The sequence below is a fragment of the Dietzia sp. IN118 genome (genome assembly GCF_032905965.1).
Taxonomy (GTDB): Bacteria; Actinomycetota; Actinomycetes; order Mycobacteriales; family Mycobacteriaceae; genus Dietzia; species Dietzia kunjamensis.
Window position 1 is genome coordinate 270,554 of the sequence record NZ_JAUMSR010000002.1, and the last position, 21,664, is coordinate 292,217.

General features: G+C 70.4%; 19 protein-coding genes and 1 riboswitch. Of the genes, 9 read left to right on the top strand and 10 right to left on the bottom strand.

The annotated features are described in order from the left end of the window. The first annotated feature begins 24 nt into the window (after positions 1 to 24). Entirely contained in the window at positions 25 to 387 is a 363-nt protein-coding gene (locus Q2K20_RS16770) for an oxygenase MpaB family protein (RefSeq protein WP_268098906.1), read from the top strand. Here the strand turns inward: Q2K20_RS16770 and Q2K20_RS16775 are convergent. The 3 genes from Q2K20_RS16775 to Q2K20_RS16785 form a co-directional block, all read right to left on the bottom strand. Beyond that, positions 332 to 1,213, bottom strand: a complete 882-nt coding sequence (locus Q2K20_RS16775; protein WP_119192107.1) for a sulfite exporter TauE/SafE family protein — start codon at positions 1,211 to 1,213, stop codon at positions 332 to 334. The genes Q2K20_RS16770 and Q2K20_RS16775 overlap by 56 nt on opposite strands. A gap of 42 nt (positions 1,214 to 1,255) precedes the next feature. Continuing rightward, positions 1,256 to 1,852, bottom strand: a complete 597-nt coding sequence (locus Q2K20_RS16780; protein WP_132063849.1) for a rhodanese-like domain-containing protein — start codon at positions 1,850 to 1,852, stop codon at positions 1,256 to 1,258. A 119-nt stretch (positions 1,853 to 1,971) separates the two neighbouring features. Next, entirely contained in the window at positions 1,972 to 3,366 is a 1,395-nt protein-coding gene (locus Q2K20_RS16785; RefSeq protein ID WP_269529328.1) for a rhodanese-like domain-containing protein, read from the bottom strand. Between the two features lie 233 nt (positions 3,367 to 3,599). Here Q2K20_RS16785 and Q2K20_RS16790 point away from each other — a divergent pair, with 233 nt between their 5' ends. Together Q2K20_RS16790 and Q2K20_RS16795 are read left to right on the top strand one after the other, a co-directional pair. Beyond that, the gene (locus tag Q2K20_RS16790; RefSeq protein ID WP_269503826.1) at positions 3,600 to 5,978 is read left to right on the top strand and encodes an MMPL family transporter; all 2,379 of its coding nucleotides are present in this window, start codon (positions 3,600 to 3,602) and stop codon (positions 5,976 to 5,978) included. Next, the gene (locus Q2K20_RS16795; protein ID WP_067717435.1) at positions 5,971 to 6,576 is read left to right on the top strand and encodes a TetR/AcrR family transcriptional regulator; all 606 of its coding nucleotides are present in this window, start codon (positions 5,971 to 5,973) and stop codon (positions 6,574 to 6,576) included. Before Q2K20_RS16790 ends, Q2K20_RS16795 begins: the two co-directional genes overlap by 8 nt. Positions 6,577 to 6,603: 27 nt before the next feature. Here Q2K20_RS16795 and Q2K20_RS16800 read toward each other — a convergent pair whose 3' ends face one another. From Q2K20_RS16800 to Q2K20_RS16815, 4 genes are read right to left on the bottom strand one after another with little or no spacing between them, the layout of a single operon-like run. Further along, entirely contained in the window at positions 6,604 to 7,425 is an 822-nt protein-coding gene (locus Q2K20_RS16800; protein ID WP_067717439.1) for an MBL fold metallo-hydrolase, read from the bottom strand. Beyond that, positions 7,425 to 8,300 carry an ABC transporter ATP-binding protein gene (locus Q2K20_RS16805; protein WP_096906534.1) on the bottom strand — a complete coding sequence of 292 codons (876 nt, stop codon included), beginning with the start codon at positions 8,298 to 8,300 and terminating at the stop codon, positions 7,425 to 7,427. The genes Q2K20_RS16800 and Q2K20_RS16805 overlap by 1 nt, the downstream gene beginning before the upstream one ends. Next, complete coding sequence (locus Q2K20_RS16810; protein WP_069389191.1) at positions 8,297 to 9,325, bottom strand: FecCD family ABC transporter permease; 1,029 nt, start codon at positions 9,323 to 9,325, stop codon at positions 8,297 to 8,299. Before Q2K20_RS16810 ends, Q2K20_RS16805 begins: the two co-directional genes overlap by 4 nt. Beyond that, positions 9,322 to 10,260, bottom strand: coding sequence for an ABC transporter substrate-binding protein (locus Q2K20_RS16815; protein WP_269503819.1), 939 nt, complete (start codon positions 10,258 to 10,260; stop codon positions 9,322 to 9,324). Before Q2K20_RS16815 ends, Q2K20_RS16810 begins: the two co-directional genes overlap by 4 nt. Before the next feature lie 88 nt (positions 10,261 to 10,348). Then, positions 10,349 to 10,493, bottom strand: a riboswitch (cobalamin riboswitch). A gap of 155 nt (positions 10,494 to 10,648) precedes the next feature. Between Q2K20_RS16815 and Q2K20_RS16820 the strand changes: the two genes are divergently transcribed. Further along, positions 10,649 to 11,065 carry a carboxymuconolactone decarboxylase family protein gene (locus tag Q2K20_RS16820; protein ID WP_063972530.1) on the top strand — a complete coding sequence of 139 codons (417 nt, stop codon included), beginning with the start codon at positions 10,649 to 10,651 and terminating at the stop codon, positions 11,063 to 11,065. Between the two features lie 87 nt (positions 11,066 to 11,152). Then, positions 11,153 to 12,787 (top strand): long-chain fatty acid--CoA ligase, encoded by a 1,635-nt coding sequence (locus Q2K20_RS16825; RefSeq protein WP_007631572.1) that lies wholly within the window; start codon positions 11,153 to 11,155, stop codon positions 12,785 to 12,787. Positions 12,788 to 13,101: 314 nt separating this feature from the next. On the opposite strand, the gene Q2K20_RS16830 is transcribed toward Q2K20_RS16825, so the two are convergent. The 3 genes from Q2K20_RS16830 to Q2K20_RS16840 form a co-directional block, all read right to left on the bottom strand. Beyond that, entirely contained in the window at positions 13,102 to 14,469 is a 1,368-nt protein-coding gene (locus Q2K20_RS16830) for a cytochrome P450 (RefSeq protein ID WP_063972481.1), read from the bottom strand. A gap of 150 nt (positions 14,470 to 14,619) precedes the next feature. Further along, complete coding sequence (locus Q2K20_RS16835) at positions 14,620 to 16,257, bottom strand: acyl-CoA dehydrogenase family protein (protein WP_096906537.1); 1,638 nt, start codon at positions 16,255 to 16,257, stop codon at positions 14,620 to 14,622. A 44-nt stretch (positions 16,258 to 16,301) separates the two neighbouring features. Then, the gene (locus Q2K20_RS16840) at positions 16,302 to 17,126 is read right to left on the bottom strand and encodes an acyl-CoA thioesterase (RefSeq protein ID WP_069390058.1); all 825 of its coding nucleotides are present in this window, start codon (positions 17,124 to 17,126) and stop codon (positions 16,302 to 16,304) included. Positions 17,127 to 17,376: 250 nt separating this feature from the next. Here Q2K20_RS16840 and Q2K20_RS16845 point away from each other — a divergent pair, with 250 nt between their 5' ends. The 4 genes from Q2K20_RS16845 to Q2K20_RS16860 all read left to right on the top strand — a co-directional run bounded on the left by Q2K20_RS16845 (position 17,377) and on the right by Q2K20_RS16860 (position 21,455). Next, positions 17,377 to 18,132, top strand: coding sequence for a hypothetical protein (locus tag Q2K20_RS16845; protein ID WP_317176989.1), 756 nt, complete (start codon positions 17,377 to 17,379; stop codon positions 18,130 to 18,132). Between the two features lie 50 nt (positions 18,133 to 18,182). Next, positions 18,183 to 19,535: an alpha/beta hydrolase domain-containing protein gene (locus Q2K20_RS16850; RefSeq protein ID WP_069390056.1), complete on the top strand. Its 1,353-nt coding sequence runs from the start codon at positions 18,183 to 18,185 to the stop codon at positions 19,533 to 19,535. 167 nt (positions 19,536 to 19,702) lie between these two features. After that, positions 19,703 to 20,518 carry a recombinase family protein gene (locus tag Q2K20_RS16855; RefSeq protein ID WP_083249803.1) on the top strand — a complete coding sequence of 272 codons (816 nt, stop codon included), beginning with the start codon at positions 19,703 to 19,705 and terminating at the stop codon, positions 20,516 to 20,518. A gap of 301 nt (positions 20,519 to 20,819) precedes the next feature. Then, positions 20,820 to 21,455: an HNH endonuclease gene (locus tag Q2K20_RS16860; RefSeq protein ID WP_410494231.1), complete on the top strand. Its 636-nt coding sequence runs from the start codon at positions 20,820 to 20,822 to the stop codon at positions 21,453 to 21,455. Positions 21,456 to 21,664: the final 209 nt, after the last annotated feature.

Consider the following 21,664-nt stretch of genomic DNA (forward strand, 5'->3'; position numbering starts at 1 on the left):
TTAGTTAGGTGACCCTATCCTTGCATGTTTCCGGGCGCTGCGAGGGGGGCCCCGCTCACCGAGGCCGAGCTGGACCGCATCATCGAGATGGCGCGACCCCCGGGGACGACGCTCAACGTCCCCGGGGCGCGATGGCCGGCCACCTGGGCCGAGTACGAGAAGCGCTTCGCCGACGGGCTCGTCGGTGGGAGGGCAACCGGCGCGTCGGCCGACCGCCGCGCCGGCACGGCCAACAGCTGCGACCGCAGGACCTACCGCCGCGGCGCCTCGGCCAACGACCCCGACCGCACGGCCGGGGTGGATCGTCTTCCGGCGTCGGGCCGGGCCGGTGTCAGGCCACGCTGGCGGCGGCCGGTTGCGGGGACCGGAGAGGGCAGCGTTCCCTGAACCCGAACGCGCAGATCGCGGCTGCGCCTGCCACGACCACGACGATGCCGAGGATGATCGGCGCGGCGGGGAAGGGTAGTTCCTGGGACAGGACGAAGGCGCCCATGAGCAGGACGAAGAACCCGAAGCCCTTGCGCAGCGCCTTCTCGGGGACCACGGAGGTGAGGCGGACGCCGACGAAGGAGCCGGCGATGGCGGCGGCGGTGACCGCCGCGACGAGCGGCCAGTCCAGCGACACCGAGGTGAGGTAGCCGCCGAGTCCGGCGAAGGACTTCATGGCGATGACCAGCAGCGAGGTGCCCACGGCGGCGGTCATCGGCAGGCCCGCCAGGAGGACGAGGGCCGGGACGACGAGGAAGCCGCCGCCCGCACCGACCAGACCGGTCGCGGCGCCCACGACGAGGCCGTCGAGCAGGATCCGCCACAGCGGGTGGTGGTGATCGTTGCTCTGCCCGTCGCGGTCCTTGCGTCCCTTGATCATGGCGCCGGCGGTGGCGATCATCATGATCGCGAAGGCGACCATGAGGACGGTGCCGGGGATGTAGCCGCCGGCCAGTCCGCCGAGGAACGCGCCCACCATGCCGGCGGCGCCGAAGATTAGTCCCGTACGCCACTGGACGTTGCCCTTGCGGGCGTGGCCGAAGAGGCTGACCAGTGAGGTGGCGCCCACGACGAACAGGGAGGTCGCGATCGCCTCCTTGGGGTCGAGCCCACCGATGTAGGTGAGCAGTGGGACGACCAGGATGGATCCGCCCCCGCCGAGCAGGCCCAGGGACAGTCCGACCAGGACGGCCAGGGCCACGACGATGATCGTGGTGATCTCCATGTCAGGTGCCTTTCTCCGGCGGGGGCGCCGGGGTGGGATCGGTCAGGAGCGGGCGGGCAGCGAGTCCAGGACGGCGCCGAGGCCCGGCTCGTCGGCCAAACGGTTCCACGGCATCTTCGACAGGCCCGCGGCCATGGCGCAGGAGTTGCTCGCCGCGGAGTAGGTCAGCCCGGCTCCGATGGCGCCGGCGAGGTAGGCGAACTTGGGGGAGACGACCTTGGAGGCGGTGACGCCGGCCAGGACGAGCGAGCCGGCGACCATGCGGACCTGCCGGTCCATCGCCCAGGCGCCCTTGCCGCGGACGACCTCGCCGCCGGCGGCCTCGTAGCCGGCGATGCCGCCGTCGAGCACGGTCACCGAGTCGGGGTCGACGCCCACGGACTCGAGCCGCTCGTTCGCCTGGCGGGCTCGGTTTCCGGACTGGCAGATGAGGACGACCTGGCCGGGCAGGCGGGTGGCGAACTCCTCACCGTGCTCGGCGAGCAGGGGCAGCGGCACGTTGTAGGAGCCGCGGATGTGCACCGAGGAGAACTCGGCCCCGGAGCGCACGTCGATGACGGTGGGCGGGGTGTCAGAGTCCATCGCCTCTCGCAGATCGGCGGGAGCGATGGTCGGGGCGTTCGTCAGCGTGGAGAGCATGGGTGAAGCGATGTCCTTTGACTGTTCGGGGTGTGTGGGGGTGTCGGGGTGGTGGCGCCGGGCGCCACCGGACCCGGGGGCCGGACGGGTGTCCGGCCCCCGGGTGTGGGCGCGACCGGTCAGACGGTCGCGAGGTTGCGCTCGGACCAGGCGGCGTAGCTGCCCTCGAGCTCGACCACGCGGTAACCGGCGCGACGCAGGGCGCTGGCCGCGACCGAGTTGCGGACGCCGCTCTGGCAGTAGGTCACGATCGGTCCGTCGGTCGGGAGCCGGTCGAGGTTCCACAGCGCCCGGCCGCCGCTGAGCTGCTCGGAGCCCGGGATGTGGCCGTCGGAGTGCTCGGTCTTGTTGCGCACGTCCAGCACCATCGCGGAGTCGAACGAGGCGAGCTCGTCCGGCCCGATCATCTCGGGGGTCGTCATCGGCAGACCCTCGAAGCTGGTCGTGTAGCCGGTGACCGTGTCGATTCCGACGCGCAGCAGGTGATCGCGCAGCGCCTCGGCCATCTCGACGTCCTCGGCCAGGACCACCAGGGGCGTGTCCTCCTTCTCGGGGTCGTAGACCCAGGCGCCGAAGGACGCGGCCTTGTCGACGCCGGGGATGTTGAGCGCCCCGGGGACGGTGCCGGCGTGGACCTCGTCCTGGCCACGGGTGTCGACGACGACGACCTCGTTCGCTTCGAGGGCGTCGGCCAGCTCGGTGGTGCCGAACTCGCGGAGCGGGGCCAGTGCACCGAGGACCGCCGGGCCCTCCTTGTTCTGCCGCTTCATGCGGCCGAAGTAGGCGTGCGCGTCAGGCTGGCCCTCGAGCATCTCGTCGACGAAGCCCTGCTCGTCGTCACGCTCGACGTATCCGGCCCACCAGGCGTACCGGCGCTCGTAGCCGACGCTGGTCGACGGCAGCGCGCCGAGGGCCTTGCCGCAGGCGCTGCCCGAACCGTGGCCGGGGAAGACCTGGACGTGGTCCGGCAGGGTGACGAACTGGTTCTTCAAGCTGCGGAAGATCTGCTTGGCGCCCTCGAAGCGGGTGTCGACCCCGCCCGCGGCCTCGTCGAGCAGATCCGGTCGGCCGAGGTCTCCGGAGAAGACGAAGTCGCCGGTGAGCATGTACCCGGGGGCGTCCGCGAATGCGCCGTCGGTGATGAGGAACGACAGGTGCTCGGGGGTGTGGCCCGGCGTGTGCACGGCCTCGACGGTGATGTTGCCCAGCTTGATCTGGTCACCGTGGTGCAGCCGCTCGGCCTCGAAGCCGTACTGCCAGTCCTCGCCGCCCTCACCGGAGACGTAGACGGTCGCCCCGGTGGCCTCCGCGAGTTCGCGGGTGCCGGACAAGTAGTCGGCGTGGATGTGGGTCTCGGTGACGCCTGTGATCGTCATGCCGTGGCGCGCGGCCAGGTCCAGGTACTCGCGGACGTCGCGGCGGGCGTCCACCACCATCGCCTCGTTCTTGGCCTGGCAGCCGATGAAGTAACCGGCCTGGGCGAGGTCCTCGTCGTAGATGCGCTCGAGAAGCATGCTGCTCTCCTTGTCGATCGGGTTCCCTGTTCGGGGTGTGCCACGACAATACATACCCCGAGGGGTATGCGCAAGACACCCTGGGGGGTATGCCGTTGCAGCTGCTCTGCCGCCGCGCGTGGCGCCCGGGGGTGTCCTGTGTCACAAAAGATTGCACGGGTTGTGCAATCGTGCAGATACCGTGCAAGACTTCGAGGGTTCGCGAATCGCACCTACGCACCAGGAGCCAGCGCATGGCGTCATTCCTCTACCGCATCGGGCGGTCCGCCTATCTGTTCAGATGGCGGTTTATCGCAGCCTGGATGCTGTTGATCGTCGGTGTCGGCACGGCCGCCGCCACGTTGACCCAGCAGACCAGCACCACCTTCTCGATCCCGGGACTGGAGTCGATCGAGACCCAGGAGGAGATGCAGGAGAGGTTCGCCGGCGCGGGCAGCCAGCTCGACGCCCCGACGGGGACCGTCGTCATCGGGGCGCCCGAGGGCAGCACTCTTACCGACCCGGCGGTGTCCGAGGACGTCGACGCCTTCCTCGCCGATCTCCGCGAGTTGGACTTCCTCGCCGGGACCGACGCGCTGGTCAGCCCGGTGGTCGCGGCCGAGGGGCTGTCGGAGCAGTTGACCGCGGCCAAGGCCGAGCAGGGCATCACCGAGGAGCAGATCGCGGCCGATATCGCCGCGTTGAGCCCGCTCAGCCCGGACGAGAGCACCGGCACGGTCGAGGTGCGGTTCGACGCCGAGAGCACGATGGACGTGCAGGCCGAGGACCGCGAGGCCTTCGCCGAGGTCGTCGCCGAGCACGAGGGCGACCTGACGATCGCGTACTCCGGCAACGCCTTCCAGATGTCCGAGATCAGCGCCGTCGGCGAGATCATCGGCATCGCGGTCGCCGCCGTGATCCTCCTGGTCACCTTCGGTTCGCTCATCGCCGCCGGCATGCCGCTGCTCACGGGCGTCATCGGCGTCGGGATCGGCATCGGCGGCATCTTCGCCGCCACCGCCTTCACCGACACGATCAACACCATGACGCCGACCCTGGCGTCCATGATCGGCCTGGCCGTGGGTATCGACTACGCGCTGTTCATCGTGTCGCGCTTCCGCACCGAGCTGGTCAAACACATCGGCGGCAACGATCTCGAGCCCGCCGAACTCGCGGAGAAACTCAAGGCGATCGACGCCCACAAGCGTGCACACCTCGCCGGGCTCGCGGTCGGCAAGGCCGGATCCGCGGTCGTCTTCGCAGGACTGACTGTGCTCATCGCCCTCGCGGCGCTGTCGATCATCAACATCCCGTTCCTCACCGCGATGGCGCTGTCCGCCGCCGCGACGGTGGCGATCGCCGTGCTGGTCGCGATCACGCTGCTGCCGGCCATCCTCGGCGCGGTCGGCACCAAGCTCTTCGCCGCCCGCATCAAGGGCGTCAAGGCGCCCGACCCGGAGGACGAGAAGCCGACGATGGGCCTGGCGTGGGTCCGCCGGATCCGTGCCCGTCCCGTGCTCTTCGCGGGCGCCGGTGTCCTGCTGCTCCTCCTGCTGGCCATCCCGGCCGCGCAGCTGCGGCTGGCCATGCCGTCCGACGGCACGATGGCCCCGGACACCCCGAACCGTATGGCGTACGACATGACGGAGGAAGCGTTCGGCCCGGGCCGCAACGCCCCGATGATCGCGCTCGTCGACACCCTGCAGGTGCCGGAGGAGGAGCGTCCGGCGGCGTGGGCCGCCGCGGTGGATCAGATCCAGGCGTTCGACGGGGTGGAGAACGCGCAGATCATCGAAACCAACGAGGCCGGTGACGCCGCCCAGGTGCTCATCACCCCCGAGTACGGTGCCACCGACGAGCGCGCCGCGAGCGTCCTCGAGGAGATCCGGTCCGGAGCCGAGGGCTTCGAGCAGGAGACCGGGGGGACCTACTCCGTCACCGGCGTCACCCCGATCTACGAGGACATCTCCGAGCGTCTGACCGAGGTGCTGCTGCCGTATGTCGGCATCGTCCTCGCGCTCGCGTTCGTCCTGCTCATGCTGGTGTTCCGGTCGATCTGGGTGCCGCTGATCGCCGCCCTGGGCTTCGGCCTGTCGGTGGCGGCGACCTTCGGCATCACGGTCGCGATCTGGCAGGAGGGCTGGCTGGGCATCATCTCCGATCCGCAGCCGGTCATCAGCTTCCTGCCCATCATGCTCATCGGCATCGTGTTCGGCCTCGCCATGGACTACCAGGTATTCCTGGTCTCGCGCATGCGTGAGGGTTGGGTCCACGGCAAGACCGCCCACAACGCGGTGGCCAACGGCTTCAAGCACGGCGCCCGCGTGGTCACCGCGGCGGCCCTGATCATGATCAGCGTCTTCGCCGCGTTCATGCTGATCGACGAGCAGTTCATCAAGGTGATGGGCTTCGCCCTGGCGGTCGCCGTGCTGTTCGACGCCTTCGTCGTCCGCATGACGATCATCCCCGCGGTGATGTTCCTCCTCGGCGAGCGCGCCTGGGGCCTGCCGCGGTGGTTGGACAAGATCCTCCCCACCGTCGACGTGGAGGGCTCCGCCCTGGAGACCGGGCAGCAGGAGAGCTCCGCTGTGGCATCCGCCGACGGTGGTGAGAAGGCCCGCGTCGATGCCTAGCCTGCGTGAGCGCAAGAAGGCCGACACCCGCACCCGCCTCTCGGCGGCCGCAGTGGAACTGCTGGTCGCCGAGGGGGCGGAGCGGGCGACGGTCTCGGCCATCGCCGGGAGGGCGGGTGTCTCGACCCGGACGTTCCACAACTACTTCGCCCACCGCGAGGACGCGTTCGTGCACTTCCTGCGCGAACAGATCGCCGAATGGGTGCGGCAGGTGGAGCAGGCGCCGGCAGACCTGTCGCCACTGGATGTCCTGCGCTCGACCTTCCACGAGCTCTACGGGCGCTCGGCGGACGATATCGACGCCGCCGAGAACCTGCTGGTGGCCGGGGAGCAGATCGGCCTCATGCTGGGCCCGGACGCCTGGACCAGCATCGCCGAGAACATCCTGGATCCGCTCTACGAGGCGGTCGGCCGCCGCGCACCGCAGCTCAACTGGTTCCGGGTCCGCGTCATGGTCGACCTGAGCCTCGCCGCCGGGGCGTCGGTGCTCAGGCACCGACCGGGTGGGGCCGGGCCCGCCGACTCCGCCGAGTCCTACCTGGACGACGCGTTCGATCTCCTCCAACACGGCGCCGCGAGGTTCCTCGAGCGCGACTGAGCAGCACGACCGAACAGCGCGACTGGGTCAGTACAGCCGGGGAGCCTCCCCGCAGCGGACGAGTTCGCCGTCGACACCGGCCCGCGCGCCGTGCTCCCGCAGGCGCGCGGCCAGCTCGTCGGGCGGCGGGTTGTGGTGGCCCAGGTGCACGGCCACCACGTCGGTCCGCTCGTCGACCGCCCCGATGTCCCGGAGTCTCCGGAGCATCGCCCCGAACCGGTCCAGGCCCAGGTGGGCGGGGGAGATCTCCTCGCGGTCGCCCAGCGTCTCCTCGAGGAAGACCGCGTCGTAGCGGGCGCCGCGCACCGCGGTGAACCACTCGTCGTCCCACGGCCCGGTGTCGCTCGCCCACAGCAGGCGGGCGCCGCCGGGCCCGGTCACGTCGTAGAGCACCGCGTCGCCGTCGCGGAACACGCGGTGCCGGGCGGGCAACACGCGTACGTCGTAGGCGCCCACCCTGAGCCGGTCGCCGGCGGTGACGGGGACGAAGCGCACCGGGTCGTCGGGGCCCACCCAGGGCCGACACGCATCGAGCGCGTCCGGGGGGCCGACCACCTCCAGCTCGCCGGCGTCGGGGACCCACGAGCGGAAGAGCAGGACCTGGGGTCCGAGATGGTCGGCGTGGGCATGCGTGACGAGCAGATGTCCCACCGCCGCCAGAGACCGTCCGAGCCGCACGGCCGAGCCGGGCGCCTCCGGTCCGCAGTCGATCAGCAGCTCGTCGTCGACAAGCGCGGAGGTCTGGCCGCGCACCACGCCGAGCCGGCGTGCCTCGTCGCATGACGGGCACCGACAGAACGGGTTGGGCCAGCCGTCCGCGGCGCCGGTCCCCAGCAGGACGACCTCCATCAGACGCCCGCCCCCGGCGCCGCGCCGGGCGCCGACCCGGGCGCGGGATCCGGGCCCGCCTCGCGCAGCGGCAACACGGCGCGGCCGTCGCGGCGGTCGAGGACCTCCACGCGCGCGTCGTAGACCTGCGCCACCCGCTCGACGGTGAGGACCTCCTCGGGCCGGCCGTCGGCCACCACACGGCCCCGGTCGAGCAACACCAGCCGCTGCCCGTAGTGGGCGGCGGAGGTGAGGTCGTGCATCGCCGCCACGACGGTCAGGCCGGTCTCGCGGCGCATGGAGTCCACCAGGTCGAGCACCTGCTGCTGGTGGCCGATGTCCAGCGCGCTGGTGGGCTCGTCGAGCAGCAGGACCCGCGGTTCCTGGGCCAGCGAGCGGCCCAACACCACCCGCTGCAGCTCACCGCCGGACAGCGTCGTGGCGGTGCGCGAGGCCAGGTCGTGCAGGTCCAGGCGATTGATGACGCGGTCGACGACCTCGTGGTCGTCGGCGCTCTCGGTGCCGAACCGGCCGATGTGCGGGGTGCGGCCGAGCCCGATGAGTTCGCGCGCCGTGACCCCCTCGGGGACGACCGGGCGCTGCGGCATCATCGCCACGGTCCGTGCCACCCTGCGGCGACCCGCGCGGCGCGGGGTCAGCCCGTCGACCTCGATGTGACCGGCGGCGGGGATGAGCCCGGCGAGCGCGAACAGCAGGGTCGTCTTGCCGGAGCCGTTGGGGCCCACCAGGGACACCCACGAGCCGGCGTCCACGGCGAGGTCGACGCCGTGGAGGATGGCCGTGCGGTCCCGGGTGACGCGCAGGTCGCGGCAGGCCAGGGCGACCGGCGCGGGTGACGCGGCCGCCGCGGGTGACGCCGGTGGTGTGGCGGTCATATGTGCCCCCGGCTGCGGCGCAGGACGATGAGGAAGAACGGGGCGCCGATCGCGGCGGTGACCACTCCGATGGGCAGCTCGGCCGGGCTCATCGCGGTGCGGGCGACGACGTCGGCCAGGATGAGGAACGCCGCGCCTACCAGCAGCGACACCGGCAGCAGCAGGCGGTGCCCCGGCCCGATGAGCATCCGCACGGCGTGCGGGATGACGATGCCCACGAACCCGATCAGGCCCGACACGGACACCACCGCCGCCGTGCCGAGGGTGGCCACGCTGATGAGGACCAGGCGCACCCGCGCCGGGGCGATCCCCAGCGTCGCGGCCTCGGCGTCCCCGACCGCCATCACGTCGAGGGTGCGGCGGAACAGGGCGATCACGGCCACCGCCACGAGCACGTACGGCAGCACCGTCCGCACGTCGGTCCAGCCGCTGGTCGTGAGGCGGCCGAGCGTCCACGAGTACACCTGCCGCAGGGTCTCGTCGTGGCGCTGCATGAAGAACGTCTGGATGGCGCTGGCGAACGCCGCCACGGCGACGCCGGCGAGGATGATGACCACCTCGCTGCGTCCACCGCCGACACTGCGGCCCAGCGTGTAGGTGGCCAGCACCGCGATCATGCCGCCGGCGAACGCGGCGGGCGGCACCATCGCCGAGCCCATCGCGCCGCCCACGACGATCGCCAGGGTGGCGCCCAGCCCCGCCCCGCTGGACACCCCGAGCAGGTACGGGTCGGCGAGCGGGTTGCGGAACACGCCCTGGTAGGTGGCCCCGGCGATCGCGAGCATCGCGCCGACGATCGCGCCCAGCACCACGCGTGGGATGCGGATCTCCCAGAGGATGACCTGCTGACGTTCGGTGAACCCCGAGTTGATGTCGACGAGCGGCAGCCGGCCCACCAGTTCGAGCACCACGCCGCCCGGGGTGAGGCCGGCCGGGCCGATGAGGGTGCCGAGCAGGACCGCCGCGGCCAGCAACAGCGTCGCCCCGCCCAGCACGAGGGCGCGGCGGGGCGACGGGCGGGTCACGAGGCGGGCTGGTTCGCGGGGCTCTCCGCGGTCTCCGGCGCGGCGTCGGGCACCGCGGTGACGATCGCGGCGACCTCGCGCATGAAGTCCACGATGCGCGGGCCCCAGCGGCTGGCGAGGTCCTCGTCCACCACGTGGACCCGGTCCTCGCGCACGGCGGTGAGCCCGTCCCAGCCCGGTCGCTCGGCCACGACCTCGGGCGTGATGCCGCAGCACTGGCCGTCGGCGAGGAACACCAGGTCCGGGTCGGCCTCGAGGATGAGTTCCTCGGACAGCTGCGGGTAGGGGTTGTCGCCCGTGGCGATCGAGGTCAGGCCGAGCAGGGAGTAGATCTCGCCGACGTAGGTGTCGTCGGTGACGGTGTAGTAGGTGTCGTCGAGTTCGTGGAAGTACGTCAGCGGCGTCTCGCGCTCCGGCACGGAGGCGACGATCTCGTCGATCTCGCTCTGCATCCGCGACACGAGTTCGGCGGCCTCGCCGATGTGCCCGGTGGCCGCCCCGACCTGCTCGAGCTGGGTGTAGGTGTCGTCGAGGGTCTGCGCGGCGGGCAGCTGCAGCACCTCGACGCCGGAGCGTTCGAGGCCGGCCACGATGTCCCCGGTGTCGTCGGTGAGCACGACGAGGTCCGGCGCGTATCCCAGGATCGCCTCGAGGTTGGGCGTGTACCCGGACAGGTCGGTGACCGGGGCGTCGGAGGGGAAGTCGGACCGCTCGTCGACCGCCACGACGCTGTCCCCGGCGCCGACGGCGTAGAGCATCTCGGTGGTGGTGGGGGCCAGCGACACGATCGCCTGCGGTTCCTCCGCCGCGGCGGAGGTCTGGTCGGCCGGGGCCGGCTCGTCGCCGCCGGTGCCGCTGCCGCTGCACGCGGTGGCGACCAGCGCCAGGGCGGCCAGGGGGGCGAGCAGCAGCGAGCGGGCTCGTGGATGGTGCATGGCATCCTCCGTGATTCGGAGGAAGAAAACAGCTCGGGCCGCGGCCTGGGCCGCTGCACGCGACCGTCCTTCGTCCGAGGTCAGTACGTACGGCTGCCGCGGAACCGGCCGACCTGGCTCGCCCGTCCTGAGACGGGATCACAGTTGCGGGACAGCGTCGGATTCGCACCGACTTCCGCCGAGTTGCCGCGGGGTCCGACGCTGGTGGCCGGACCCGTCGAGGGTATCCCACCCGTCGTCGCGTCCGCCCATCCCATACATCCGCTGTCGCCCCTGTCCGAGCCGTCCCCGCGCCTGGCCGGGGCGGGGCGAGGTCACGCGGAGCTGGTGACGACGGTCGGGGAGGATGGATCGCGATACCTGTCGGCAGTGGGAGAGGACCGTGGAGATGACGACGACGACGAGTTCTGCAGGCGAGGGGCCTTCGGCCGCGGATCTGCGCGAGCAGGGTTTCGCGACCAGGCGCGAGGTGATGAGCGACGACTTCGTCGACCGGGCCATGGACCGGGCTGTCGGGACGGAGTCGGAGGCGATCCAGCACGTGGTCGCAGAGAACGTGTGGGGCAACATCTGGAACCGGCCCGGGTTGGACCGACGGGATCGCAGCCTGCTTAATATCGGGATGCTCGTGGCACTGCGCGCGGACGCCGAGCCGGCGGGGCATGTACGCGGCGGGTTGACCAACGGGTTGACCCGCGAGGAGATCACCGAGGCGGTCATACACGCCTCGGAGTACTGCGGCGCGCCGGCGGCCCTCGCGGCGACGAGGACCGTCCAGACCGTCTTCGACGACCTCGACGGGTGATCGCCCACACGGCCCAAGGACGTCATGGACGTCAGGTAGTCTCGACACGAGAGTGACAGACGCCACCCCTCGATCAAGGAGCCCCTCATGAAGAGCACGATGATGCCGGAGCAGTTGAACATCAGCACGATCCTGCAGTTCGGTGCGACCGTCCACTCCGATGCGGTCGTCACCACCTGGACCGATCAGGGACCACGGAAGATCACCTACGGCGATCTGGGCAAGCACGCCGCGCAGCTGGCCAACGCGCTGCGTTCCCTGGGGGTCGACGGTGACCAGCGGGTCGCCACATTCCAGTGGAACAACTCCGAGCACTTGGAGGCCTACCTCGCGATCCCGTCCATGGGCGCCGTGCTGCATCCGCTGAACATCCGGCTGTTCCCGGACCAGCTCGAGTTCGTGGCCAACCACGCAGAGGACAAGGTCGTGATCGTCGACCCGAGCCTCGTCCCGCTCCTGCAGCCGCTCCTGCCCCGGTTCTCGACGGTCGAGCACGTCATCGTCACCGGTGGGGGCGCCGCGAACCTCGAGGCTCCCGAGGGCATCCAGGTGCACGACTACGACGCGCTCCTCGCCGCCCAGCCCACCGAGTTCGATTGGCCGGAGGTCGACGAGAACTCCGGCGCCGCGATGGCCTACACCTCGGGCACCACCGGCGACCCGAAGGGCGTCGTCTACTCGCACCGGTCGATCTACCTCCACTCGATGCAGGTGTGCATGTCCGACGGCATGGACATCTCGCTCGACGACAACGTGCTGGCGATCGTGCCGATGTTCCACGCCATGTCGTGGGGCCTGCCGTACGCCGCGTTCATGGTGGGCGCCTCGCTGCTCATGCCGGAGCGTTTCCTACAGCCCGAGCCGCTGGCCGCGATGATCGCCTCCGAGCGTCCGACGCTGGCCGCCGCCGTCCCCACGATCTGGCAGGCAGTGGACGCGTACAGCGTGGACCACCCCATCGACATGTCGAGCTTCCGTGCGGTCGTCGTGGGCGGCAGCTCGTGCCCGCCGGAGCTGATCCGCAAGTTCCGGGACAAATACGGGATCAACATCGTCCACGCGTGGGGCATGACCGAGACCTCGCCCATCGGCACCCTGTCCCGCCCGAAGGCCTCCCTGCCGGAGGAGAAGCAGTTCGAGCTCCGCATGACGCAGGGCCGACTCATCGCCGGCGTGAAGGCCCGTATCGTCGACGATTCCGGCCAGGCCCTGCCATGGGACGGCGAGTCCGTCGGCGAGCTGGAGGTCCGCGGCCCGTGGATCACCGGCAGTTACTACAAGGTGGACGCCTCGGACTCCTTCGACGACGGCTGGCTGCGCACCGGCGACGTGGGGTATATCAAGCCCGAGGCGTTCCTGCAGCTCACCGACCGCGCGAAGGACATCATCAAGTCCGGTGGCGAGTGGATCTCGTCCGTCGAGGTGGAGAACTACCTCCTCGAGCACCCGTCCGTGGCGGAGGCCGCCGTGATCGGTGTCCCCGACCCCAAGTGGGACGAGCGGCCGCTGGCCACCATCGTCGTCAAGGACGGTGTGCCCGACCCGAGCGTCGAGGAGCTGCGCGATCACCTGGCCGAACGGATGGCCAAGTGGCAGGTGCCCGAGAAGTTCGCGTTCGTCCACGAGATCCCCAAGACCTCCGTCGGCAAGCTCGACAAGAAGCGCATCCGCGTCTCGCATTCCGACGGCGAACTCACCGTGGTGAACGCCCTGGAGAACTAGGCAGGCGGAAGGTCGAACGCGGGAACGCGTCGTCGGCCAGCGGAGGGCCCGGGATTGCGGTATGACCGCCCCCGGGCCCTGCTTCTGCGCTACTGGCTGCTCGGTGCCAACCGTCCCGCCGGCCGCCACGCCGGCCGCCACGCTGGCCGCCGCCACGCTGGCCGCCGCCACGCTGGCCGTCCCGCCGGCCGACACGCTGGCCGTCCCGCCCCCCCGCCGTCGCGGCATCATCGCCGAGCAGAGGATTTCGCTCAGACCCACTCGGGCGATACAGGCGAAATCCTCTGGACGGCGGAGGCGGGGCGGGCGGCGGGTCAGTTCGCGGCGACGCGTGCCAGCGGCCGGAGCGAGACGGGCAGTCCGTCCGCGGGGTAGGGCAGCGAGTCGTTCTTCATGGGCGGCACGTAGGCCAGCGGGACCGACCACTCGAAGTGGCGTAGCAGCGCGCTGAGCACCAGCTTGGACTCGAGGTTGGCGAAGATTATGCCGAGGCACTTGTGCACCCCGCCGCCGAACGGCTCCCACGCGAAGCGGTGCGACTTGTCCTCCCGCCGCTCGTCGGAGAAGCGTTCGGGGTCGAAGATCTCCGGGTCCGTCCAGTACTCGGGCATGTGGTGCGAGTACAGCGGCATGATCGAGGTGAGTCGTCCGACCGGGATCTCCACGCCCAGGATCTCGGTGTCCTTGACCGCCTTGCGCGCCATCACCGGCACCGGCGGGTGCAGGCGTAGCGACTCCTTCATCACCAACGCCAGATCGGGCAGCTCCTCCAGCTCGGCCATGGTGGGGTTCGGACCCAGGTCCTGGCACTGGCGGCGGAGCCGCTCCTGCCACTGGACGTCGCGGCCGAGCTCGTAGACCATCGACGTCACCGTGCTCGTGGTGGTGTCGTGCGCGGCCATGAGCAGGAAGATCATCTGGTTGATGATGTCGTCGTCGTCGATCCCGCCGGAGGCGTCCGCCACCTGGCACAGGGCGGAGAACAGGTCCTCTCCCGGGTTGGCGCGCCGGGCCGGCAGGTGGCGGCGCAGGAACTCCTCGAGCAGCCGGCGCCCCCGCGCCGCTCGGCCCCACTTGGTGAACGGCACCGCGGTGGAACGGACATAGCCGTTCGCGGCCTGGACGCAGTCGACGAACGCTGTGTTGACCTTGTCGAGCTCCCCGGGCGCGGCGTATTCGGCGCCACCCATGAACACCTCGGTCGCCAGGTCGAGGGTGTGCGTCTTGAGCGCGGGATAGATCTGGAACGCCCGGTCCGGGCCCCAGGCGCCGATGCCCTCGTCGACCAGCGGGGCGAGCCCGCGGGTGTAGCCCTCGAGCCGGGGACGGGTGAACGCCTCCTGCATGATGTGCCGGTAGTGGTGGTGCTCCTCGAAGTCGAGCAGCATCAGCCCGCGGTTGAAGAACGGCCCCACCAGGTATCCCCAACCGGGGCCGCTGGCGAACGCCTTGTCCGCGTTCTGCAGGGCGGCCTGGCAGGCGTCGGGGCCGATCAGGGCGGTCCACGTGGCGCCGAGGAAGTTCAGGTCGGAGACGGGGCCGTGATCGCGATAGCGGCGGGCCATGGTCGCCAGCGGGCTGTGGACGTATTCGAGCGTGCCGCCGAGGATCGGCAGCTTGGAGCGCAGTGGGGCCGGGCCGGGTCGGTAGACCCTCTCCCGCGGATCACCAGGGATGGACATCAGGCACCTCGTTGTCGGGTGACCCCAGTGTGTGACAGCCGTCACTAGTTGTCACTCGATTACCGAAACCGGCGGTGTCGTTTCTTTCACCCGGCCCGGCCAGCCGGCAGTCCCGCCGGCCGTGACACCGCCGGCCGGCCGCCCCCCGACTCAGGCTCGGGCGACCAGCGCGTCGATGTCCACGCCGTCGGGCAGAGCGCCGTACTCGGCCGAGCGGTCGTCGCCGAGCCGGGCCAGGCAGAACGCCTCCGCGACCGGGGCCGGTGCGTGGGCCAGCAGGACCGCGCCCTGCTGGGCCAGCGCCATCGCCTCCACCAGGCGGCGGGCGATCCCGGGGGCGGCGCCCGGGTCGGCGGCCGCGCGGCCGATCAGCGCGCGCACCCGCTCGACGTGCCGGTCGTACAGCTCGTGACCGCCCAGCTGCGCGGCCAGTTCGGCGTCGAACGCGGCCACGGACTCCGGTTCGCGGGCCATCGCGCGCAGCACGTCGAGCGCGATGACGTTGCCCGAGCCCTCCCACACCGCGAGGACCGGCTGCTCCCGGTAGCGGCGGGCGAGCGGGAACGACTCGGTGTACCCGTTGCCGCCGAGGCACTCCAGCGATTCGTAGGCGTGGTTCGGCCCGCGCTTGCAGATCCAGTACTTGGCGACCGCGGTGGCGAGCCGGCGGTAAGGGGCGAACTCCTCGTCGTCGTAGGCCGAGGCCAGACGCAGCGCGGTCCACGTCGCGGCCTCCGCCTCGAGCTGCAGGTCCGCCAGGACCGCGGCCATCGCGGGCTGGTCCACCAGCGTCGCGCCGAACGCGGCCCGGTGCCGGGCGTGCCACGCCGCCTCGGCCACGCCCTGGCGCATGCCCGCCGCCGCGCCGAGCACGCAGTCCAGGCGGGTCCGGCCGACCATCTCGATGATCGTGCGCACCCCGCGGCCGGGTTCGCCGACCATCCAGCCGAGCGTGCCGTCGAACTCCACCTCCGAGGACGCGTTGGACTTGTTGCCCAGCTTGTCCTTGAGACGCTGCACGAGGAACGGGTTCTGCTCGCCGCCGGGCAGGACCCGCGGGACGAGGAAGCAGCTCAGGCCGGCCGGCGCCTGCGCCAGGACGAGGAACGCGTCCGACTGCGGGGCCGAGCAGAACCACTTGTGCCCGCGCAGGACGTGGCAGTCACCGTCACCGACGGGCTCGGCGGTGGTGGTGTTGGCGCGGACGTCCGAGCCGCCTTGCTTCTCGGTCATGGCCATCCCGAACAGCACGCCCGACTTGGTGGCGGGGTCGCGCAGCTCAGGGTCGTACACCGTCGACAGCAGCGCCGGCTCCCACTCGGCGGCCAGCTCGGGGCTCAACCGCAGCGACGGGACCACCGCGTGCGTCATCGACAGCGGGCACCCGTGGCCGGCCTCGATCTGCGACACCAGCATGAACCCCACGGCCCGCTCGACGTTCGCCCCCGGCCCCGGGTCGGCCCACGCCGAGGTGTGCAGCCCGCGGGACACCGAGTACTCCATGATCCGGTGGTAGGCGGGGTGGAACTCGATCTCGTCGACCCGGTTGCCCCACCGGTCGTGCGCGCGGTGCACCGGCGTGAGGGTGTTGGCCAGCTCCGCGTCGTGTTGGTACTGCTCGGTGCCCACGTGGCGGCCGATCTCGTGGAACCTCTCGACGCGGGCGTGCGGCGAGAACACCGCGACGGCCTCCTGCAGTGCCGGGTTGAGGGCGTACTCGTCCACGTCCACGCGGGGCGGCGCCTGGTTGAGGACCACGTGGGTACTGCGGTGTCGGGTCGAGGACATGGGTGCTCCCCTCTAGTTCTTGAGATGCTCAGTTCTTGAAATACTCAGTTCTTGAAATACATAAGCTGCGTGCCCGTGGCGAGCAGCGTGCCGTCGCGGCTCCACAGGCGCGCGGCCTCGTCGTGGTAGTTGCCGTGGAACCGGTGCGAGTGCACGCTGCCGAGCAGGAAGTCCGTGCCCTGGGCGGCGATCTCGTCGGCGGTGGCCAGGAAGTGGATCGTCAACGTCACCGTGCCCGCCGGGACCGGCCGACCGAGCCGGAGGAACGACCTCGGGAAGAACGAATCACACAGGGACGCCAGTGCGAGATGGTCGAGTCCGCGGGGCTGGACGTCGCGGATCCACATCGTCGTCGTCGACTCCGGTTGCTCCTCACCGGAGGCCACGTCGTCCCACCCGCCGGTGACGAACCGCATGTCGTAGTTGTCGACCCACCGCACGCCGCGGTCCGACGCCGCGGCGGTGAGCTCCTCCGGCGCGGGGACGGCCGGCGGGGCGGTCTCGGTCTCCGACCACGTCTCGCGGCGCAGGCCGGTGATCGCGGTGGCGGTGGTGACGACCTCGTCGCCCTGGCGCATCTCCACCCACCAGTGCTGGTTGGAGCGGTTGGTGCGGGCGGGGCGGGCCTCGATCTGGAACTCGCCCTCGGCGACGGGCCCGGCGTAGTTGAGGGTCAGCGCGAGCGGGTCGCCGTGCTTGTCGGGGTGCTGCAGGATCGCGCCCAGCATGGTGGCCGCGGTGATGCCGCCGAACGGCCCCACCATGTTGGCCCACGCGGCGTGGGTGCGGCCGCGGAAGCGGTTCTCGCCGATCGGTTCCAGCGCGACGGCCTCGTCGAACACGTGGGTGGGGGCGTCCTGACCGGTCACGGGACCTCCTGTGGGGCGAGGGGATGGGCGCGGGGGTGGGCGCGAGGATGGGCGCGGGCTCACCGTACCGAGGAGAGGGGCGACGACGACGAGGAACGCCCGCCACCGGGGATCGTCCGGCTTTTCTCGGGGTTACGAGGCAGCGGCCGCGCAGGTGGGGCGGGTGAAACCCGTTGACGCCCTTGACGACGTTTATATAGTAAAGATGACCTCACAATGGGTGTGGCTCCGAGCGTGCAGGAGACGCGCGATGACCGGACTGCCCAAGTTCGCCGCCTCGAGAACGCTGATCGCTGCCGTGGCGGCGCTCGCCGCCGTGCTCGTGGTGGCGTTCGGCGTGGTGGCGCTGGTCCGTCCCGGAGGCGACCGCTCGGAACCGGTGGCCACCGACGCCACGACGTCCTCCCCCGAGACCTCTCCCTCGTCGCCCCGCATGTCGCAGCTCGCGCCGCGCTCCTCGGCGCCGGAGGTCACCGGGATGCTCGAGGTGTCGGGGCCGGAGTGCGATGCCGGGGTGATCAACTCCGACCTGTTGTACCCGAACAGCGGCGCGCGGATCATCGACTGCGGGTCCGGGTGGGCGGTCATGGCCAGCGCGGTGTCGGGCGACCCCTACTGGGTCGCGTACTCGGACGGCAGGTGGCGCAGGGTCGGGAGGATATCGATCTACGCGGGAACCTGCTCGGACGAGGCGATCGCCCGGGGCGCCCCGGCGTGGATGGCGAGCAAGCACCTGGGGGACTGCTCGTCACGGGGCCGGAGCGCCCCGCCGGCGCTGGGGGCGGCGACGGTCGCGTCCACGCCCACGCCTCGCGCGACGACCGTGTCCCCGGCCGCGACCTCCCCGACTCGCACGAGTACGCGGACCGCGTCGCCGTCGGAAGAGTCCACATCATCGCCGGCCAGCACCACGCGGACCACTGCCACCACGCCGGCGTCCTCCACGCCCACCCAGGTGCCGACATCCACCTCGCCGGGCAATGACGCGGCCGCGGACGGCGGGTAGCGACGCGAAAGGGATCCGGATCGGGCGTCGGTCGGGAGAGAATCTGGATCATGCAGCCAGTCCAGACGCCGACGTTCGCCGAACTCACCGAGGGGCGGATCGCCCCGCCCATGGCCGCCCGCCCGGGCCCGGACCTCGCGGCGGCGGGGTTCACGGAGTCGGAGTGGGCGGCGGCCGGTGAGGCGGTGTCCTACTCGGTCGGCGAACTGCCCACCGACGGGCGCATCCAGCTGGCTCAGGCCGATTCGGAGCCGTTCGCCACCCGGGTGCTGGTCCGCCGCCCCGACGCCGCCCGGTTCAGCGGCGTGGTGCTGGTGGAGTGGCTCAATGTCAGCGGCGGCCAGGACGCCGCGCCGGAGTACACCTACCTCGCCGACGAGATCGTCCGCGCCGGCCACGCGTGGGTCGGGGTGTCGGCGCAGTTCATCGGCGTGGAGGGTGGCGACGCCGCCGTAGGGATGGGCGGGCAGACCGTCGGCCTGCGGGCGCAGCGGGCCGAGCGCTACGGCGAGCTCCGCCACCCGGGGGACGCGTACTCGTACGACATCGTGACCCAGGTGGGCCGGTTCTGCCGCGAGGCGCGCGACGACGGCCCGCTGGCCGGGCTGGTGCCGGATACGGTGCTCGCGATCGGGGAGTCGCAGTCGGCGATCGCCCTGACCTCCTACATCGACGGTGTGCACCCGCTGGTCGGCGTGTTCGACGGGTTCCTGCTGCACAGCCGTGGTGGGGGCGCGCTGCCGTTCGACGACCGGGGCTGCGCGGCCGGCATCGCCACCGCCGTCCGCTCGTCCACCATGCTCCTGCGCGACGATCTCGACACCCCCGTGCTGGTCGTCCAGGCCGAAGGTGACCTGGGCGGGTTGCTCGACTCGGCCCGCTCGCGCCAGCCCGATTCGGAGAACGTGGTGACCTGGGAGATCGCAGGCCAGGCGCACGCGGACGCCTACCAGTTGGGCGAGCTGGCGGGCCTGGTCGACTGCGGGGGCGCCATCAACAGTGGCCAGCAGGTGTTCGTGGTGCGGGCCGCGTTGCGTCACCTGGTGTCGTGGGTGGCTGGCGGGGCGCGCCCGCCTGCCGCGCCGCCGGTCGAGCTCGACGACGAGGAGGTGGTCCCCGGCGATCTGGGCATCGGCCGGGGTGGCGTGCGGACCCCGGCCGTGGAGGCGCCGGTCGAGAGATTGGTCGGTGCGCCGTACCCGCAGTCCGCGCCGTTCTGCATGCTCCTCGGTCGCACGGAGGAGGTGGCCGAGGAGCAGTTGCGTCAGCGGTGGTCGGGCCGCGAGGAGTACCTGCGCGCCTATGAGGAGGCCACGGACCGGCTCATCGCGGAGGGCTTCCTGCTGGCCGACGACCGCGCGGAGATTCTCGCCGACGCCCGCCCGGAGCGCATCAGCTGGTGAGCGCGGGCTGGCTGGGGGCGCATCTGTTCCGATGAAGTACACCCGTGCGGGACGACGGGCGATCCGACATCGCCGCTGTGTCGCAGGGTCGGATTTGTCAGTTATGAATCGTCGTCCCGTGGGGTCTGGTATCTATTGATACAGATTCCGGGCGAAAGGGTCTTCCGATGGCTGAACGGATCGGGACGTTGCTCAACCGTTCTGGTGACGGTGGCCAGGAGGTGCTCATCGTCAGCCGCGGGAGCGTGCGGACTCGGTTCCGTCGCCGGGACGAGTTGGGTTGGAACTTTCGGGTGGAGTCGACGGACTCGGAGAACGTCATCGAGCGGAACCCGAAGCGAAAGCCAAGGACGGACCCGAAGTCGGATCCGGTTCGCCGGGTGTCGCGTCCGCGTGGGCAGCGGGTGGCGTATGTGCGGGTGTCGGCCGCTGATCAGAATGAGGCGCGTCAGCTCGAGTCGGTGGGGGAGTGCGACCGGGTTTACGTCGAGAAACAGTCGGCTCGATCGCGAGCGGATCGCGTGAAGCTCGAAGAGTGCATCAGGTACCTACGAGATGGTGACGAGCTGGTTGTCGCGTCGATGGACAGGCTTGCCCGTTCCCTGGTGGATCTCAAGCAGATCGTTGGTGAAATCACCGCGAAGGGTGCGAGAGTGGAGTTCGTTCACGAGCGGGCCACGTATGCCGCCGGCGCCCAGGATCCTCGAGCGGATCTGATGCTGTCACTGCTCGGGGCGTTCGCCGAGTTCGAGCGGGCCATCATTCGCGAACGCCAGGCTGAGGGCATCGCCATCGCCAAGGCGAAAGGCAAGTACAAGGGGCGCAAACGCGCCCTGACCGACGAGCAGGTCGACAATGCCCGCGCCCGCATCGACGCGGGGGAGGGGCCGTCAGCGATCGCACGAGATCTCGGCGTGGGTCGATCTACGCTGTACCGGGCACTTCAGCGCGTGGAAGTGAGTGGCACCGACACGTCCCGTTAGGTCACTCATCACGCAGTACTTCGCGTGGGGCACGTCTGCGCTCAAGTGCCTAATCAATGCCACTTAAATGCGTCCTTGAGTGGCCCCTCTGATTAGATCCCAACAACCAGAGGCTCGGCGTTGTCGGACCAGTGTGATCTGCTAGCTCAGTCCGTTCGAGGGAAGGCCATCCGTGACGCCCCATCCAGATGCAACACGGTCTAGCTCGCCATACCGTGCGATTGGACCCCACAATGAGACTCGAACCATCCCCGACAGGATCGGGTTGCGCGTTTGGGTAGCCGCTGGTGGCCGGTGCGCTATGTGCAATAAGCAGTTGCTCGACGATCAGTACACCGGTGTAGGGGTCTCGGTCGGACAGCTTGCTCACATCGTCGGTTGGTCCACGAGCTCCGGTTCGCCGCGAGGAGGCGATCCTTTGCCAGCCGATGACCGCAACAGCGAAGACAACCTAATGTTGCTCTGTTACGACCAGCATCGAGTCATTGACAACGCCAGCATGTGGGACAGATACGACGTCGACATGTTGCGCCGCATCAAGCGTGAGCATGAACTGCGGATCCGACAGCTGACCGCCCTACGTGATGAGGATCGAACGGCCGTCCTGCGTGTTGTAGGAGCGATCCGGGGCGCAGGCGTGACCGTCAATCCCCAGACCGTGGCGGCCACTTTGCTGTCCGACTCGCGGTACCCCGACTACAGTTTGATCGGTATCGACGAGCTGGAGGTCGATCTGCGGCAGCTTCCCGGGGAGGCGGAGACCGCAGACGTGTACTGGCTGGCTGGAGTCGCGATGATCAAGGACCGGCTTCGGTTGCTGAGTGCCCGAATCGCCAGCGAGTCCGTCCAGCATATTTCGGTGTTCGCGTTTGCCCGGATCCCCTTCCTAGTTGCACTCGGCGCGGAACTGGACGACGCGACGCCGGTGCGGATCTAGGCGAAACGACGCGGCGACGACGAGGGGTGGGGCTGGCTGCCTGATGCGGACGGGGCGTGTCAGATGGTCTGTGTGAGTTGAGCCGGAGGAGGAATCATGAACGCTATGGCTGTTGACGACCACGACGCTACGGATGTATCAGATGCTGCTGGGCTTCGCCGGGAGGTGTTCTCGGATGCGCTGATTGATCACGTACTCGCCGAGACCCG

Bases quoted from the DNA above. Each gene is read 5' to 3' on its own strand.
- Q2K20_RS16770 (WP_268098906.1), top strand. From the start codon at position 25: ATGTTTCCGGGCGCTGCGAGGGGGGCCCCGCTCACCGAGGCCGAGCTG.
- Q2K20_RS16775 (WP_119192107.1), bottom strand. From the start codon at position 1,213: ATGGAGATCACCACGATCATCGTCGTGGCCCTGGCCGTCCTGGTCGGA.
- Q2K20_RS16780 (WP_132063849.1), bottom strand. From the start codon at position 1,852: ATGCTCTCCACGCTGACGAACGCCCCGACCATCGCTCCCGCCGATCTG.
- Q2K20_RS16785 (WP_269529328.1), bottom strand. From the start codon at position 3,366: ATGCTTCTCGAGCGCATCTACGACGAGGACCTCGCCCAGGCCGGTTAC.
- Q2K20_RS16790 (WP_269503826.1), top strand. From the start codon at position 3,600: ATGGCGTCATTCCTCTACCGCATCGGGCGGTCCGCCTATCTGTTCAGA.
- Q2K20_RS16795 (WP_067717435.1), top strand. From the start codon at position 5,971: ATGCCTAGCCTGCGTGAGCGCAAGAAGGCCGACACCCGCACCCGCCTC.
- Q2K20_RS16800 (WP_067717439.1), bottom strand. From the start codon at position 7,425: ATGGAGGTCGTCCTGCTGGGGACCGGCGCCGCGGACGGCTGGCCCAAC.
- Q2K20_RS16805 (WP_096906534.1), bottom strand. From the start codon at position 8,300: ATGACCGCCACACCACCGGCGTCACCCGCGGCGGCCGCGTCACCCGCG.
- Q2K20_RS16815 (WP_269503819.1), bottom strand. From the start codon at position 10,260: ATGCACCATCCACGAGCCCGCTCGCTGCTGCTCGCCCCCCTGGCCGCC.
- Q2K20_RS16820 (WP_063972530.1), top strand. From the start codon at position 10,649: ATGACGACGACGACGAGTTCTGCAGGCGAGGGGCCTTCGGCCGCGGAT.
- Q2K20_RS16825 (WP_007631572.1), top strand. From the start codon at position 11,153: ATGAAGAGCACGATGATGCCGGAGCAGTTGAACATCAGCACGATCCTG.
- Q2K20_RS16830 (WP_063972481.1), bottom strand. From the start codon at position 14,469: ATGTCCATCCCTGGTGATCCGCGGGAGAGGGTCTACCGACCCGGCCCG.
- Q2K20_RS16835 (WP_096906537.1), bottom strand. From the start codon at position 16,257: ATGTCCTCGACCCGACACCGCAGTACCCACGTGGTCCTCAACCAGGCG.
- Q2K20_RS16845 (WP_317176989.1), top strand. From the start codon at position 17,377: ATGACCGGACTGCCCAAGTTCGCCGCCTCGAGAACGCTGATCGCTGCC.
- Q2K20_RS16850 (WP_069390056.1), top strand. From the start codon at position 18,183: ATGCAGCCAGTCCAGACGCCGACGTTCGCCGAACTCACCGAGGGGCGG.
- Q2K20_RS16855 (WP_083249803.1), top strand. From the start codon at position 19,703: ATGGCTGAACGGATCGGGACGTTGCTCAACCGTTCTGGTGACGGTGGC.
- Q2K20_RS16860 (WP_410494231.1), top strand. From the start codon at position 20,820: ATGTGCAATAAGCAGTTGCTCGACGATCAGTACACCGGTGTAGGGGTC.